16 protein-coding genes are annotated in these 16,045 nt (G+C 69.7%); all 16 read left to right on the top strand.

What is annotated here, in order from left to right; all coding sequences use genetic code 11:
• The first annotated feature begins 129 nt into the window (after positions 1–129).
• Positions 130–1,218, top strand: a complete 1,089-nt coding sequence (gene prfA, locus AC4BDD_RS08570) for a peptide chain release factor 1 (protein WP_490690380.1) — start codon at positions 130–132, stop codon at positions 1,216–1,218.
• Positions 1,219–1,343: 125 nt separating this feature from the next.
• A complete protein-coding gene (prmC, locus tag AC4BDD_RS08565; RefSeq protein ID WP_490690379.1) occupies positions 1,344–2,189 on the top strand; it encodes a peptide chain release factor N(5)-glutamine methyltransferase in 846 nt (281 codons plus the stop codon).
• A gap of 61 nt (positions 2,190–2,250) precedes the next feature.
• Positions 2,251–2,898: an L-threonylcarbamoyladenylate synthase gene (locus AC4BDD_RS08560; protein ID WP_490690378.1), complete on the top strand. Its 648-nt coding sequence runs from the start codon at positions 2,251–2,253 to the stop codon at positions 2,896–2,898.
• Positions 2,895–3,557 carry an arsenate reductase/protein-tyrosine-phosphatase family protein gene (locus tag AC4BDD_RS08555; protein WP_490690377.1) on the top strand — a complete coding sequence of 221 codons (663 nt, stop codon included), beginning with the start codon at positions 2,895–2,897 and terminating at the stop codon, positions 3,555–3,557. The genes AC4BDD_RS08560 and AC4BDD_RS08555 overlap by 4 nt, the downstream gene beginning before the upstream one ends.
• 286 nt (positions 3,558–3,843) lie before the next feature.
• Positions 3,844–5,202: a serine hydroxymethyltransferase gene (glyA, locus tag AC4BDD_RS08550; protein WP_490690376.1), complete on the top strand. Its 1,359-nt coding sequence runs from the start codon at positions 3,844–3,846 to the stop codon at positions 5,200–5,202.
• A 186-nt stretch (positions 5,203–5,388) separates the two neighbouring features.
• Positions 5,389–6,777, top strand: coding sequence for an MraY family glycosyltransferase (locus AC4BDD_RS08545; protein WP_490691709.1), 1,389 nt, complete (start codon positions 5,389–5,391; stop codon positions 6,775–6,777).
• A 716-nt stretch (positions 6,778–7,493) separates the two neighbouring features.
• Positions 7,494–7,949 (top strand): Cg1360 family ATP-synthase-associated protein, encoded by a 456-nt coding sequence (locus AC4BDD_RS08540; RefSeq protein WP_490690375.1) that lies wholly within the window; start codon positions 7,494–7,496, stop codon positions 7,947–7,949.
• A gap of 264 nt (positions 7,950–8,213) precedes the next feature.
• The gene (atpB, locus tag AC4BDD_RS08535) at positions 8,214–9,023 is read left to right on the top strand and encodes a F0F1 ATP synthase subunit A (RefSeq protein ID WP_490690374.1); all 810 of its coding nucleotides are present in this window, start codon (positions 8,214–8,216) and stop codon (positions 9,021–9,023) included.
• Positions 9,024–9,098: 75 nt separating this feature from the next.
• Positions 9,099–9,347, top strand: coding sequence for an ATP synthase subunit c family protein (locus AC4BDD_RS08530; RefSeq protein WP_490690373.1), 249 nt, complete (start codon positions 9,099–9,101; stop codon positions 9,345–9,347).
• Between the two features lie 41 nt (positions 9,348–9,388).
• Positions 9,389–9,937, top strand: coding sequence for a F0F1 ATP synthase subunit B (locus AC4BDD_RS08525; protein WP_490690372.1), 549 nt, complete (start codon positions 9,389–9,391; stop codon positions 9,935–9,937).
• Positions 9,934–10,749, top strand: coding sequence for a F0F1 ATP synthase subunit delta (locus AC4BDD_RS08520; RefSeq protein WP_490690371.1), 816 nt, complete (start codon positions 9,934–9,936; stop codon positions 10,747–10,749). The genes AC4BDD_RS08525 and AC4BDD_RS08520 overlap by 4 nt, the downstream gene beginning before the upstream one ends.
• Positions 10,750–10,893: 144 nt before the next feature.
• Complete coding sequence (atpA, locus tag AC4BDD_RS08515) at positions 10,894–12,465, top strand: F0F1 ATP synthase subunit alpha (RefSeq protein ID WP_490690370.1); 1,572 nt, start codon at positions 10,894–10,896, stop codon at positions 12,463–12,465.
• 2 nt (positions 12,466–12,467) lie between these two features.
• Positions 12,468–13,385, top strand: coding sequence for a F0F1 ATP synthase subunit gamma (locus AC4BDD_RS08510; protein WP_490690369.1), 918 nt, complete (start codon positions 12,468–12,470; stop codon positions 13,383–13,385).
• A 5-nt stretch (positions 13,386–13,390) separates the two neighbouring features.
• Positions 13,391–14,833: a F0F1 ATP synthase subunit beta gene (atpD, locus tag AC4BDD_RS08505; protein WP_490690368.1), complete on the top strand. Its 1,443-nt coding sequence runs from the start codon at positions 13,391–13,393 to the stop codon at positions 14,831–14,833.
• A gap of 144 nt (positions 14,834–14,977) precedes the next feature.
• Positions 14,978–15,355: a F0F1 ATP synthase subunit epsilon gene (locus tag AC4BDD_RS08500; RefSeq protein ID WP_490690367.1), complete on the top strand. Its 378-nt coding sequence runs from the start codon at positions 14,978–14,980 to the stop codon at positions 15,353–15,355.
• Between the two features lie 118 nt (positions 15,356–15,473).
• Positions 15,474–15,923, top strand: coding sequence for a DUF2550 domain-containing protein (locus AC4BDD_RS08495; protein ID WP_490690366.1), 450 nt, complete (start codon positions 15,474–15,476; stop codon positions 15,921–15,923).
• Positions 15,924–16,045 lie beyond the last annotated feature (122 nt).

Here is a 16,045-nt window from a genome sequence, read left to right as displayed (position 1 = left end):
GGTCATCGGTCACCCAGTTCCGGCTGGGCGACCGGACCGGCGCTTTGTCGTCCAGCCGGTCATCCGCCGGCCATCCAGCAGGTCGTCCAGCAGGCCCGTCACCGCACACACTCCCGCTAGGAAAAGCAGATGTTCGAGGCAGTCGAAGAGCTGGTCGGTGAGCACGCCGACCTCGAGAAGCGGCTCGCCGACCCCGCCGTCCACGGGGACCAGGCAGAAGCCCGCAGGCTCAACAAGCGCTATGCCGAGCTGACCCCGATCATCGGCACCTACCGCTCCTGGAAGCGGACCGGGGACGACATCGAGGCCGCGCGCGAGCTCGCCGCCGATGATCCGGACTTCGCCGCCGAGGTCAAGGAGCTGGAGAAGCAGCGCGAGGAGCTCACCGAGCGGATGCGGCTGCTGCTGGTCCCGCGCGACCCCAGCGACGACAAGGACGTCATCCTGGAGATCAAGGCCGGCGCCGGCGGCGACGAGTCCGCGCTCTTCGCCGGTGACCTGCTGCGGATGTACCTGCGGTACGCCGAGCGCGTCGGCTGGAAGACCGAGATCATCGACTCCACCGACTCCGAGCTGGGCGGCTACAAGGACGTCCAGGTCGCGGTGAAGACCAAGGGCGGCAACGGCGCGCTCGAGCCCGGCCAGGGTGTCTGGGCGCGGCTGAAGTACGAGGGCGGTGTGCACCGCGTGCAGCGGGTGCCCGCCACCGAGTCCCAGGGCCGCATCCACACCTCCGCCGCCGGTGTCCTCGTCACCCCGGAGGCCGAGGAGATCGACGTCGAGATCAACGCCAACGACCTGCGGATCGACGTCTACCGCTCCTCCGGCCCCGGCGGTCAGTCGGTGAACACCACCGACTCCGCGGTGCGCATCACCCACCTGCCCACCGGTGTGGTCGCCTCCTGCCAGAACGAGAAGAGCCAGCTCCAGAACAAGGAGCAGGCCATGCGTATCCTGCGCTCCAGGCTGCTCGCCGCCGCGCAGGAGGCGGCCGAGCAGGAGGCCGCGGACGCCCGGCGCAGCCAGGTCCGCACCGTCGACCGCTCGGAGAAGATCCGCACCTATAACTTCCCGGAAAACCGGATCTCGGACCACCGGGTGGGCTTCAAGGCGTACAACTTGGACCAGGTGCTCGACGGCGAGCTGGACGCGGTGATCCAGGCGTGCGTGGACGCCGACTCCGCCGCCAAGCTGGCCGCCGCCGGCGACGGAAGCTGACCGGCGCGGAGCCGCGGGGCTGAGAGAATCGTTAAGACGGGCTGCCGCCCGCTCCGCCCGGACGGAACCCCGGGCCACGCCTGGGGACCACGGGACGGCCGTGACGACGACGCGAGAGGATCATCGTGAACCTGCTGCTCGCCGAGGTGGCGCAAGCCACCCAGCGGCTGGCCGACGCCGGCGTGCCCTCTCCGCGCTTCGACGCGGAGGAGCTGGCCGCCTTTGTGCACGGCGTCAAGCGGGGTGAACTGCACGCGGTCGCCGATGCCGACTTCGACGCCCGCTACTGGGAGGCCATCGCGCGCCGCGAGGCCCGCGAGCCCCTCCAGCACATCACCGGCCGTGCCTTCTTCCGCTACCTGGAACTCCAGGTCGGGCCAGGGGTGTTCGTGCCCCGCCCGGAGACCGAATCGGTCGTCGGCTGGGCGATAGACGCGGTGCGCGCGATGGACGTCGTCGAGCCGCTCATCGTCGACCTGTGCACCGGCTCCGGTGCCATCGCCCTCGCACTCGCCCAGGAGGTGCCCCGGTCCCGGGTGCACGCCGTCGAGCTGGACGACAACGCCCTCCAGTGGGCCCGGAAGAACGTCGAGGGGTCTCGCGTCGTTCTGCACCACGGCGACGCGCTGACCGCGCTGCCGGAGCTGGACGGCCAGGTCGACCTGGTCATCAGCAACCCGCCGTACATCCCGCTGACCGAGTGGGAGTATGTCGCCCCGGAGGCCCGCGACCACGACCCCGAACTCGCGTTGTTCTCCGGGGAGGACGGCCTGGACACGATCCGCGGCCTGGAGCGGACCGCCCACCGGCTGCTGCGCCCCGGCGGTGTCGTCGTCATCGAGCACGCCGACACCCAGGGCGGCCAGGTGCCGTGGATCTTCGCCGAGGAGCAGGGCTGGGCGGACGCGGCCGACCATCCGGACCTGAACAACCGGCCCCGCTTCGCCACCGCACGCAAGGCCATGCCGTGAGCGTCACGACACGGTCCCCACAACTCCCCATGACCATGACCCCCAACGAGGAGGACCGCTGATGGCACGGCGATACGACTGCGGTGACGCGACCGACCGCAAGACCGGTCTGCGCGAGGCCGCGTCCGCCGTCCGCCGGGGCGAGCTGGTCGTGCTGCCCACCGACACCGTCTACGGCATCGGCGCGGACGCTTTCAACGCCGAGGCCGTCGGCGACCTGCTGGAGGCCAAGGGCCGCGGCCGCGGCATGCCCTCCCCGGTCCTGGTCGGCTCGCCGAACACCCTGCACGGGCTGGTCACCGACTTCTCCGAGCAGGCGTGGGAGCTGGTCGACGCCTTCTGGCCCGGCGCCCTCACCCTGGTCGCCAAGCACCAGCCCTCGCTCACCTGGGACCTCGGCGAGACGCACGGCACCGTCGCGGTGCGCATGCCGCTGCACCCGGTCGCCATCGAACTGCTCACCGACGTCGGGCCGATGGCCGTCTCCAGCGCCAACCTGACGGGCCATCCGGCCCCGCAGGACTGCGACGCCGCCCAGGGCATGCTCGGCGACTCCGTCTCCGTCTACCTCGACGGCGGCCCGACCCCCGCCGACGTGCCCTCCTCCATCGTCGACGTCACCGGGAAGGTGCCGGTGCTGCTGCGCGCCGGGGCGCTCAGCGCCGAGCAGCTGCGCGAGGTCGTACCCGACCTTGAGGTGGCCAATTGACCGCCCCGCAGGGGCGTGGCATAGCGGGACGGCACGACAGCGACACGGGCGACACCACCTTCCGCATCCTCCACGTCAGCACCGGCAACGTCTGCCGCTCGCCGATCACCGAGCGGCTGACCAGGCACGCCCTGAGCCACCGCCTCGGCTCCACCCGGACCAGCGGTCTGATCGTGGAGAGCGCGGGCACCTGGGGGCACGAGGGCGCCCCCATGGAGGCGCACGCGGCCACCGTGCTCGCCGACTTCGGCGCCGACCCGGCCGGCTTCATCGGCCGCGAGCTGCTGGACGAGCACGTCATCCGCGCCGACCTGGTCCTCACCGCCACCCGTGACCACCGCGCCCAGGTCATCTCCATGGGCCACTCGGCCGGCCTGCGCACCTTCACGCTGAAGGAGTTCACCCGGCTGGTGCGCGCCATAGACCCGGCGACGCTGCCCGACCCGGAGGAGGCCGGCGGTGTCGTGGAGCGGGCGCGCGCGCTGGTGCGGGCGGCGGCCGCGCTGCGCGGCTGGCTGCTGGCGCCCAGCGACGAGGCCGACGAGGTGCACGACCCCTACGGCGCCCCGATCACCTACTTCCGCAGCATCGGCGACGAGATCCAGCAGGCCCTCGACCCGGTGGTCACCGCGCTGACCGGAGTGCCCGCCCAGACCTGAGCGCTCCGCCGGAAGTGCCGCGATGTGCAGTCGGTTCGCTGCGGCGCCGTCGGGGCCGGCCGAGCAGTCCTCCCCCGGACTTCGTCCGGGAGGTGCCCCCACCCCCAGACCCCGTCCGGGGGGACCCCAGCGCCCCTTCGGGGCGCTGCCGCACCGCACCAGACTTCGCCGAGCCTGCTCGGCTCCCCGGTTCACGCACCGGATGGCCGGTCATCGCGCACAGCGGCGGCAGGGGGCCTACATTGGGTGTGTCGCCAGGTGAATCCTCCCAAGGCTGTGAGCAGCGATGGCGCTCCCGCACGCACCTTCCCCCAGCTACCTCCCCCAGACTCCGTCCGGGAGGACCCCCAGGGAGGAACCCCCAGACGGGGGGAGAGCGGAGCCCGCCCCTGAGCCCGCCGGCCGTGCCCCCTGGGGGGTTGATCTCGATACCCTGCGCCGCCAGGATCCGCAGCTCGCGGACGTGCTCCTGGGCGAGCTGCACCGGCAGCAGAGCGACCTCCAGCTGATCGCCGCGGAGAACTTCACCTCACCCGCGGTGCTCACCGCACTCGGCTCGCCGCTGACCAACAAATACGCCGAGGGCTACCCCGGAGCCCGGCACCACGGCGGCTGCGAGCTGGTGGACGCCGCCGAGCGGCTCGCCGTCGACCGGGCCAAGGGCCTGTTCGGCGCCGAACACGCCAATGTGCAGCCGCACTCGGGCTCCTCCGCGATGCTCGCCGCCTACGCCGCGCTGCTGCGCCCGGGAGACACCGTGCTGGCCATGGGGCTGCCCCAGGGCGGCCATCTCACCCATGGTTCGCCGGCCAACTTCTCCGGTCGCTGGTTCGACTTCGTCGGCTACGGCGTCGACCCGGCGACCGGGCTGATCGACTACGACGAGGTCCGGGACCTGGCGATCGAGCACCGCCCCAAGGCGATCGTGTGCGGCTCGATCTCCCACCCCCGCCACCCCGACTACGCCCTGTTCAAGGAGATCGCCGACACCGTCGACGCCTATCTGATCGCGGACGCCGCGCACCCCATCGGACTGGTCGCGGGCGGAGCGGCGCCCAGCCCCGTGCCGTATGCCGACGTGGTGTGCGCCACCACCCACAAGGTGCTGCGCGGGCCGCGCGGCGGGCTGATCCTGTGCGGCGCCGGCCTGGCCGAGCGCATCGACCGCGCGGTCTTCCCCTTCACCCAGGGCGGCGCGCAGATGCACACCGTGGCGGCCAAGGCGGTCGCCTTCGGGGAGGCCGCCACCCCGGCCTTCGCGGCCTACGCCCACCAGGTCGTGGCCAACGCACGGCTGCTCGGCCAGGTCCTGGCCGAGGAGGGCCTGATCGTCACCACCGGCGGCACCGACACCCACCTGATCACCGCCGACCCCGCTCCGCTGGGGCTGGACGGCCTGGCCGCCCGGGCCCGCTGCGCCGCGGCCGGCATCGTCCTGGACAGCTGCGCGGTGCCGGCGGCCGACCGGCCCGGCGGGTGCGTGAAGGGAATCCGGCTGGGCACCGCGGCGGTCACCACCCAGGGCATGACGGAGGCGGAGATGGCGCGGATCGGGGTGCTGCTGGCGGCGGCGCTGCGCGAGGACGGCCGGGTACGTGCCGAGGTGGCCGCGCTGACCGGTGGATTCCGGCCGTATCCGGGCTGAGCGGTCCGGCCGCGTCCCGCCCCGGGCGCCGCGTCGGGCTAGAGTCGCACCACCGGTCCCCGGCTCCCGTTCGCGCAACCGGACGCGGACCGTTTCGTGTCTTGCTCGGTTGAGGACGATGACCTGCGGGCGGGCGTCCCTGACCGCCGAGGATATGGTGAGGGGCTGTGATGGCCAGCGATACCCCTGGGGCAGCCTGTGCGTGAATACCTGCTGACTCTGTGCGTCACGGCCGCGGTCACCTATCTGCTGACCGGGCCGGTGCGGAAGTTCGCCATCCTGGCCGGCGCGATGCCGGAGATCCGCGCCCGTGACGTGCACCGCGAGCCGACTCCGCGGCTCGGCGGGATCGCCATGTTCGGCGGGTTGTGCGCGGGGCTGCTGGTCGCCTCGCACCTGACCAACCTCAAGGACGTCTTCGAGCTGTCCAACGAGCCGCGCGCGCTGCTGTCCGGGGCGGGCCTGATCTGGCTGCTGGGCGTGCTGGACGACAAGTGGGGCGTGGACGCGCTGATCAAGCTGGGCGGGCAGATGATCGCCGCCGGTGTGATGGTGCTCCAGGGCCTGACGATCCTGTGGATCCCGGTGCCCGGTATCGGCACCGTCTCGCTGACCCCGATGCAGGGCACCCTGCTGACCGTCGCGCTGGTCGTCATCACCATCAACGCGGTCAACTTCGTCGACGGGCTGGACGGGCTGGCCTCCGGCATGGTGTGCATCGCCGCGGCCGCGTTCTTCATGTACGCCTACCGGATCTGGTTCGGGTACGGCCTGGAGGCGGCCGCTCCGGCGACCCTGTTCGCCGCCATCCTGATGGGCATGTGCCTGGGCTTCCTGCCGCACAACATGCACCCGGCGCGGATCTTCATGGGCGACTCGGGCTCGATGCTCATCGGCCTGGTGCTGGCCGCGGGCGCGATCTCCATCACCGGTCAGCTGGACCCGGACGCGATGTCGCTGTTCACCGGTTCGGAGCGGGCGACCGTGCACGCCACGGTCCCGGTCTACATTCCGCTGCTGCTGCCGCTGACCGTGATCGCGGTGCCCATCGCCGACCTGATCCTGGCTATCGTGCGGCGCACCTGGCGCGGCCAGTCGCCGTTCGCCGCCGACCGCGGCCACCTGCACCACCGGCTGCTGGAGATCGGCCACTCGCACAGCCGGGCCGTGTGGATCATGTACTTCTGGTCGGCGCTGATCGCCTTCGGCGCCGTCGCCTTCTCGGTCAACTCCACCAGCATGTGGATCGTGCTGGCCATCTCCGCGCTCAGCGCGGTCGGCCTGGTCCTGCTGCTGCTGCCGCGCTTCACCCCCAAGACCCCGGACTGGGCCGACCGGTTCGTCCCGCCGCGCTACCGCAAGCCGGGCCGTGGCGCCGCACAGGTCGCGGAGGTGGAGGCCGAGGCGGTCGGCGAGCCGGTGTCCGCGGGCGCGGTCGTGGTGGGCTCCGCGGCCGGGGCGCCCCAGTCGCCGGCGGAGGTCGGTGGGAGCCGGCCGGTGCCGGCGGGTGCCACCGCGATCGGCAACCGCTCGCGTTTCTCCGAGCATCCGAAGGCCGGAAAACTCCGCCCCTGAGCGGATTCCCGGTCGGCTGACCGGGAATTCCCGGACGGAAATCGGCGCACCGCCCGGAAATCCCGGCGACTCCGCCGATAATGCGCTGATGCGAATGGTGTGATGGCCGTATCGGTCTGCCGCGGGTGCTCGCCGACGGGGACCGCGGCTGTGGGCACCGGCTTTTCCTTCCCCGGCGGTCACTCCGTCTCGCGCCCGCTCAGACCCGCCGTGCCGGGCTCACGGACGGGCCCGGAGGACCGGGTACCGGGCCGGGAGGCCGTCGTGGCGCGGGCCTGGGCCCGCGCGAAATCCGGCCGTTCCATGCCGCCGGCGGAAATGAGGATCGCCTTTCTGGCCAATTCTGATTGCGCCTCGGGATTTCTTCCGCGAGGATGTCCGAGTTACATCGACAAAGCGATGCGGAGACCTCGACCGGGTAATTCTCCGGCCGCCAGTTCGCTGCATTTGCGGCATAACGGTCGAGAGTGGAAGAAAGTGGACGGCGGGTCCGCGGTAAACCTCATGTGTGCGCGGGGTCGCTCGTAAGTGTGACGGGTGTCATGCCGACAAGGTAAAGACCTCATCAAATAGTTTGTGATACCGTTCACGAACCCGGTGCTAGAGCCGAAGGACCGTAGTGCGACGGCCCTCCGCTCGTGACGTCCCATTCGCCACCGGGGATACGCTCGTCCCTGACGAACCGCTGCTTCCGACTCTCAGCCGGAGAACCCTTCATGCAGTCCAACGAGACGCGAACGCTTCTGCACTGCGCAGTGCCGACCGCTGCGGTCGGTGTCATCGCTGTTGCCCTGAGTTCTCTGCTCGCCGGCGGCAAGGGCGCGTTGGGGGCCGCTTTCGGCGTGATTCTGGTGTCCGCGGTCATGGCCGTCGACCTGAAGGTGCTGGAGACCACCGCCAAGCGCTACCCCACGCTGTTCCAGATGATGGGCCTGGTGCTTTTCGTGCTGCAGTTCCTGCTGATCGCGGTCGTACTCGCCGTCTTCAAGGACACCACCCTGTTCAACACCAGGGCGTTCGCCTTCTCACTGCTGGCCGCGACGCTGGTGTGGATCGCCGCGCAGACGCGCTCCCATATGAAGGCCAAGATCTTCTATGTGCAGCCGGAAGCGGAGCACGAACGGAAGCCGGCGGGCGCCGAGAAGGCCGCACCCGCCGGGTCCCGGTCGTGATCTGTAGGGCCGGTATAAGGCGGTCTGCGCTCACCTGCTATCGTCCGGTGCCATCTGAGGCACAGCGGGCGCAGGTAGCCGGACTCCCGAAATCCGCGGGACGCAGACGGCAGCCCATGCAGCTGATGCCCGAATCGCGACCCGGCCCCGTGCTGACCAGCCGCATCCACACCCGTAAGACCAGTCCAGTGCCGTTCCGCGGCTGTGTGCCGCGCCGACACAACGAGGTTGCCGTACCCATGCGCCACGCTGAAGGAGCTCGCGGTGAGTTCTGACCAGACGCTCGCCTTCGAGACCGATTGCCACATCTTCGACGGGTGCGGCTTCCCGGCCCCGGGGCTTCACTCGTTCACCTTCGAGCCGATGTTCAGCATCGGCGGCTTCGACTTCAACAAGCCGATGCTGCTCGCGCTGCTGGGCACCGTGATCATCGTGGGGTTCTTCTGGGCGGCCTTCGGCAAGGCCAAGGTGGTCCCCGGAAAGCTGCAGCTCGTCGGTGAGGCCGGCTACGACTTCGTGCGCCGCGGCATCGTGTACGAGGCGCTCGGCAAGAAGGAGGGCGACAAGTACGTCCCCCTCATGGTCTCGCTGTTCTTCTTCGTGTGGATCCTGAACCTGTGGTCGGTCGTCCCGGTCGCCCAGTTCCCCGCGTCGTCGATCATCGCCTTCCCGGTCGCGCTCGCCCTGATCGTGTACGTGCTCTGGATGAGCCTGACGTTCAAGAAGCACGGCTTCATCGGTGGCCTGAAGAACATCACCGGCTACGACAAGTCGCTCGGCGGCGTCCTGCCGCTGGTCATGCTGCTGGAGTTCTTCTCCAACGTGTTCGTGCGGCCGTTCACCCACGCGGTGCGACTCTTCGCCAACATGTTCGCCGGCCACGTGCTGCTGCTGATCTTCACCATCGCCAGCTGGTACCTGCTGAACGGCGTCGGCATCGCCTACGCGGGCGTGTCGTTCGTGATGGTCATCCTGCTGACCGCCTTCGAGCTCTTCATCCAGGCGCTGCAGGCGTACGTCTTCGTGCTCCTGTCCTGCGTCTACATCCAGGGCGCTCTCGCCGAGCACCACTGAGCCCCCTGACCCCCAGTCCAACAGACGTCCGGTGGCCAACCCCCACCGGTCCGTGAAAGAGAAGGAAGAACGAGCATGTCTGCTGCTCTCCAGACGTCCCTCGCCGCGGTCGAGCTCAAGGGCAACCTCGGTTCGATCGGTTACGGCCTCGCGGCCATCGGCCCCGGCGTCGGCGTCGGCATCATCTTCGGTAACGGCACCCAGGCCATGGCCCGTCAGCCCGAGGCCGCCGGCCTGATCCGTGCCAACCAGATCCTGGGCTTCGTGTTCTGTGAGGCGCTCGCCCTGATCGGTCTGGTCATGCCGTTCGTCTACCCGGTCTGATCGCCGAGCACCACTAGTCGTATTCGACGAAAGGCACTGATGTGAACGCCCTGGTACAGCTGGCGTCCGAGGGGGAGGCCGAGAACCCCCTCCTCCCGCCGATCCCAGAGCTGGTCATCGGCCTGATCGCCTTCGCCATCGTCCTGTTCTTCCTCGCCAAGAAGCTCCTCCCGAACATCAACAAGGTTCTGGACGAGCGCCGTGAGGCGATCGAGGGCGGCATGGAGAAGGCCGAGGCCGCGCAGGCCGAGGCTCAGCAGGTTCTCGAGGACTACCGCGCCCAGCTCGCCGACGCCCGGCACGAGGCCGCGCGCCTGCGCCAGGAGGCGCAGGAGCAGGGTGCCGCGCTCATCGCCGAGATGCGTGCGGAGGGTCAGCGGCAGCGCGAGGAGATCATCGCCGCCGGTCACGCCCAGATCGAGGCCGACCGCAAGCAGGCCGCCGCCACGCTGCGCCAGGACGTGGGCAAGCTCGCCACCGACCTGGCCGGCAAGCTCGTCGGCGAGTCCCTGGAGGACTCCTCCCGTCAGAGCCGGACCATCGACCGTTTCCTCGACGAGCTTGAGGAGAAGGCCGAGGCCGTCCGATGAATGGAGCGAGCCGCGAGGCACTGGCCTCCGCACGCGAGCGCTTCGACGCGCTGACGGACCAGCCGTCCGTCGACGCGGTGAAGCTCGCCGAGGAGCTGGCCGCCGTCACCGCGCTGCTCGACCGTGAGGTGTCGCTGCGTCGGGTCCTCACCGACCCGGCGCAGGCCGGCGAGGCCAAGGCCGAGCTGGCCGGGCGCCTGCTGGGCAGCCAGGTGGGCGGCGACACCGTCGATCTGGTCTCCGGCATGGTCCGGTCCCGCTGGTCGCGCTCCCGCGATCTGGTGGACGCGCTCGAGGAGCTGGCCGCCAGTGCCGACCTCGTCGCGGCCCAGCGGACCGACGCGCTCGACGACGTCGAGGACGAGCTGTTCCGGTTCTCCCGGATCGTCTCCTCTTCGACCGGGCTGCGCTCCGCGCTGACCGACCGGGTGGCCTCCGACGCCGCCAAGGTCGAGCTGCTGAACCGCCTGCTGGGCGGCCGGGCCAACCCGGTCACCGAGCGGCTGGTCGTCCGGCTCGTCACCCAGCCCCGTGGACGTAGCCTGGAAGCGGGCCTCACCGCCCTGTCCAAGCTCGCCGCGGATCGCCGGGACCGTATGGTCGCGGTCGTCACCTCGGCGGTGCCGCTCAGCGACGGGCAGAAGCAGCGCCTGGGCGCCGCTCTGGCCAAGCTGTACGGCCGGCAGGTGCACCTGAACCTCGACGTGGACCCGGCGGTCCTCGGCGGAGTCGTGGTGCGCATCGGCGACGAGGTCATCAACGGCGCCATCTCGGACCGCCTCGACGAGGCGAGCCGACGGATGGCCGGCTGAGCAAGCCACCAACTCAACAAGCATGCAAGCGGCCCGAGTTGGGCCGACTGAGTCACCTGGGGGCCCGCGGCGGGAAAGCCGCGGGGAGAGTCCCCAGACCCCCCAGAAACACTTCGGGCCCAACAAGGAGAGCAGGGAACCCAGATGGCGGAGCTCACGATCCGGCCGGAGGAGATCCGGGACGCGCTGGAGAACTTTGTCCAGTCGTACGAGCCGGACGCGGCCTCGCGCGAGGAGGTCGGTACGGTCAGCGTTGCCGGCGACGGCATCGCGAAGGTCGAGGGACTGCCCTCGGCCATGGCGAACGAACTGCTGAAGTTCGAAGACGGCACGCTCGGTCTCGCCCTCAACCTCGAGGAGCGCGAGATCGGTGCGATCGTCCTCGGTGAGTTCAGCGGCATCGAGGAGGGTCAGTCGGTGCAGCGCACCGGCGAGGTCCTCTCCGTCGCCGTCGGCGAGGGCTACCTGGGTCGCGTCGTCGACCCGCTCGGTAACCCGATCGACGGTCTCGGCGAGATCGCGACCGAGGGCCGCCGCGCCCTTGAGCTGCAGGCCCCGGGCGTCATGGCCCGTAAGTCGGTGCACGAGCCGATGGAGACCGGCCTCAAGGCCGTCGACGCGATGACCCCGATCGGCCGTGGCCAGCGTCAGCTGATCATCGGCGACCGCCAGACCGGCAAGACCGCCCTGGCCGTCGACACGATCATCAACCAGCGTGACAACTGGCGCACCGGCGACCCGGAGAAGCAGGTCCGCTGCATCTACGTCGCCATCGGCCAGAAGGGCTCCACCATCGCGTCCGTGCGCGGCGCGCTGGAGGAGGCCGGCGCCCTGGAGTACACGACGATCGTCGCCGCCCCGGCGTCCGACCCGGCCGGCTTCAAGTACCTCGCCCCCTACACCGGCTCGGCCATCGGCCAGCACTGGATGTACCAGGGCAAGCACGTGCTGATCGTCTTCGACGACCTCTCCAAGCAGGCCGACGCCTACCGCGCCGTGTCGCTGCTGCTGCGCCGCCCGCCGGGCCGTGAGGCCTACCCGGGTGACGTCTTCTACCTGCACTCCCGCCTCCTGGAGCGCTGCGCCAAGCTCTCCGACGAGATGGGCAAGGGCTCGATGACGGGTCTGCCGATCGTGGAGACCAAGGCGAACGACGTCTCGGCGTTCATCCCGACCAACGTCATCTCCATCACCGACGGCCAGTGCTTCCTGGAGTCCGACCTGTTCAACGCGGGCCAGCGCCCGGCGCTGAACGTCGGTATCTCGGTCTCCCGTGTCGGTGGCTCCGCCCAGCACAAGGCCATGCGCCAGGTCTCCGGCCGACTCCGCGTGGACCTCGCCCAGTACCGCGAGCTGGAGGCGTTCGCCGCCTTCGGTTCCGACCTCGACGCGGCCTCCAAGGCGGCGCTGGAGCGGGGCAAGCGCATGGTCGAGCTGCTCAAGCAGGGCCAGTACGCGCCGTTCGCCACCGAGGACCAGGTCGTCTCCATCTGGGCCGGCACCACCGGCAAGATGGACGACGTTCCGGTCGAGGACATCCGCCGCTTCGAGCGTGAGCTGCTGGACTACCTGCGCCGCGAGCACAAGGGTCTGCTGACGTCGATCCGCGAGGGCGGCAAGATGTCGGACGACACCCTGCAGGCGGTCGCCGAGGCCATCGCCTCCTTCAAGCAGCAGTTCGAGACCTCGGACGGCAAGCTGCTGGGTGAGGGCTGAGCATGGGCGCCCAGCTTCGGGTCTACAAGCGCCGCATCAAGACCATCTCCGCCACCAAGAAGATCACCAAGGCGATGGAGATGATCGCCGCGTCGCGGATCGTCAAGGCACAGCGCAAGGTCGCCGCCTCGACGCCGTACGCGAGCGAGCTGACCCGCGCGGTGACCGCGGTGGCGGCCGGGTCGACCACCAAGCACCCGCTGACCACCGAGGTCGAGGCTCCGGTGCGGGCCGCGGTCCTGCTCATCACGAGCGACCGCGGTCTGGCCGGCGGCTACTCCTCCAACGCCATCAAGGCGGCCGACCGGCTCACGCAGCGGCTGACCGCCGAGGGCAAGGAGGTCGTCACCTACGTGGTCGGCCGCAAGGGTGTGGCGTACTACGGCTTCCGTGACCGCCCGGTCGTCCAGTCGTGGACGGGCTTCACGGACAACCCGTCGTACGCGGACGCCAAGAAGGTCGCGGCCCCGCTCATCGAGGCCGTCACCACGGAGACCGCCGAGGGCGGCGTCGACGAGCTGCACATCGTCTTCACGGAATTCGTGTCGATGATGACGCAGACGCCGGTCGACGGGCGGCTGCTGCCGCTCAGCCTCGCGGCGGACGAGGGTGCGGAGAAGGTCGAGAAGGACAAGATCCTCCCGCTGTACGACTTCGAGCCGTCGGCCGAGGACGTCCTCGACGCCCTGCTGCCCCGGTACGTCGAGAGCCGGATCTACAACGCGCTGCTGCAGTCGGCTGCCTCCGAGCACGCCGCCCGCCGCCGTGCGATGAAGTCGGCGACCGACAACGCCGAGGAACTCATCAAGTCGCTCACGCGGCTTGCCAACGCGGCCCGCCAGGCCGACATCACCCAGGAAATCAGCGAGATCGTCGGTGGCGCGAGCGCCCTGGCCGACGCGACCGCGGGGAGTGACTGAGAGCTATGACCACCACTGTTGAGACGGCCGTCGCCACGGGCCGCGTCGCCCGGGTCATCGGCCCGGTCGTCGACGTGGAGTTCCCCGTCGACGCGATGCCGGAGATCTACAACGCCCTGACCGTCGAGGTCATCGACCCGACCGAAGAGGGCAAGACCAAGACGCTGACCCTCGAGGTCGCCCAGCACCTCGGTGAGGGCCTGGTCCGCGCGATCTCGATGCAGCCCACCGACGGTCTGGTCCGCCAGGCCGCGGTGACCGACACCGGCGACGGCATCACCGTCCCGGTCGGTGACTTCACCAAGGGCAAGGTGTTCAACACCCTCGGTGAGGTGCTGAACGTCCCCGAGGAGAACGGCAACGAGACCGAGCGCTGGGCGATCCACCGCAAGGCCCCGAAGTTCGAGGACCTCGAGTCCAAGACCGAGATGTTCGAGACCGGCCTGAAGGTCGTCGACCTCCTCACCCCGTACGTCAAGGGTGGAAAGATCGGTCTGTTCGGTGGTGCCGGTGTCGGCAAGACCGTTCTGATCCAGGAAATGATCATGCGTGTGGCCAAGCTGCACGAGGGCGTTTCCGTGTTCGCCGGTGTCGGTGAGCGCACCCGTGAGGGCAACGACCTCATCCAGGAGATGGAGGAGTCCGGCGTCCTCGACAAGACCGCGCTGGTCTTCGGCCAGATGGACGAGCCCCCGGGCACCCGTCTGCGCGTCGCCCTGGCCGGTCTGACCATGGCGGAGTACTTCCGCGATGTGCAGAAGCAGGACGTGCTGTTCTTCATCGACAACATCTTCCGCTTCACCCAGGCCGGTTCCGAGGTCTCCACCCTGCTCGGCCGCATGCCGTCCGCGGTGGGTTACCAGCCGAACCTGGCCGACGAGATGGGTCTCCTCCAGGAGCGCATCACCTCGACCCGTGGTCACTCGATCACCTCGATGCAGGCGATCTACGTGCCCGCGGACGACCTGACCGACCCGGCGCCGGCGACGACCTTCGCGCACCTCGACGCGACGACGGTTCTCTCCCGTCCGATCTCGGAGAAGGGCATCTACCCGGCGGTGGACCCGCTGGACTCGACGTCCCGCATCCTGGACCCGCGCTACATCTCGCAGGACCACTACGAGTGCGCCTCCCGCGTCAAGGGGATCCTGCAGAAGTACAAGGACCTCCAGGACATCATCGCCATCCTCGGTATCGACGAGCTCGGCGAAGAGGACAAGCTGGTCGTGCACCGCGCCCGTCGTGTGGAGCGCTTCCTGTCGCAGAACACCCACGCGGCGAAGCAGTTCACCGGCGTCGACGGTTCGGACGTCCCGCTGGACGAGTCCATCGCCGCGTTCAACTCGATCTGCGACGGTGAGTTCGACCACTTCCCGGAGCAGGCCTTCTTCATGTGCGGTGGTCTCGAGGACCTCAAGAAGAACGCCAAGGAGCTGGGCGTCTCCTGAGCTTCCTAGCTCATGGAGAGGGGCGGCACCCCTCCGGTGCGGCCACCGAAGCCGGTGGAGCCCGGCGCCGCCCCTCTCCGTACGCCCGTTATTCTTTGACAGAACACCTGCCGTGCCCGGCAGGTGGAGACCCGAGGAGCCACGTTGGCTGCTGAGCTGCACGTCGAGCTGGTCGCGGCGGACCGGAGTGTCTGGTCCGGCGAGGCCACCTTGGTCATCGCGCGCACCACATCGGGTGACATCGGCGTCATGCCCGGCCACCAGCCGCTGCTCGGTGTGCTGGAGTCCGGCCCGGTGACCATCCGTACGAGCGACGGCGGAACGGTCGTCGCCGCGGTGCACGGAGGATTCATCTCGTTCTCGGACGACAAGCTCTCGCTGCTCGCCGAGATCGCGGAGCTGTCCGACGAGATCGATGTCGAGCGCGCGGAGCGGGCTTTGGAGCGTGCCAAGACGGAGGCGGACGCCGCCGCCGAGCGGCGCGCCGAGGTCCGGCTCCGTGCGGTGACGGGCGTGCACTGAGCCCGGCACGGAGAGTACAGATCCTCAGCCGCGGATCGCGCTGGAATTATCCAGAGCGGTCCGCGGCTGAGGCAATGCAGGTGCGGTTTTTCCGGATGACGCGAGGAGGTCGGTGAAGATGGTCCTCGCTCTGCTCGTTGGCGGCGTGGTCGTCGCGCTGGTTCTGGTAGGACTCTTCGTCTTCGGTCTGCGTCGGCGGCTGATCCAGCGGTCCGGCGGGACGTTCGATTGCAGTCTGCGCTGGAACGCGCCGGAGCCCGGGGCCGAGCCCAGCGGCAAGGCGTGGGTGTATGGCGTCGCGCGGTACAGCGGCGACCGGGTCGAGTGGTTCCGCGTCTTCTCGTACGCGCCTCGGCCGCGCCGCATCCTGGAGCGCGCCTCCATCGAGGTGCTGGAGCGCCGCACCCCCAAGGGCGAGGAGGAGCTGGCCCTGCTCTCCGACGCGGTGGTGCTGGCGTGTCTGCACAGTGGGACGCGGCTGGAGCTGGCGATGAGTGAGGATGCGCTGACGGGCTTTCTCGCGTGGCTGGAGGCGGCGCCGCCTGGGCAACGGGTCAATGTGGCTTGATGCTGGGGGCTCCGCCCCCAGACCCCCGGTCCTCAATCGCCGGACGGGCTGGAAAATCCAGCCCGTCCTGGGGCACCTCCCAGCGGTAGCTGGGGGAGATTGAGGACAAGGTTGAAGGCCGG

Source organism: Streptomyces sp. JLBT605 (genome assembly GCF_058215555.1).
The sequence above is the reverse complement of the archived record's forward strand: the minus strand, read 5'-3'. Positions and strand labels throughout refer to the sequence as shown.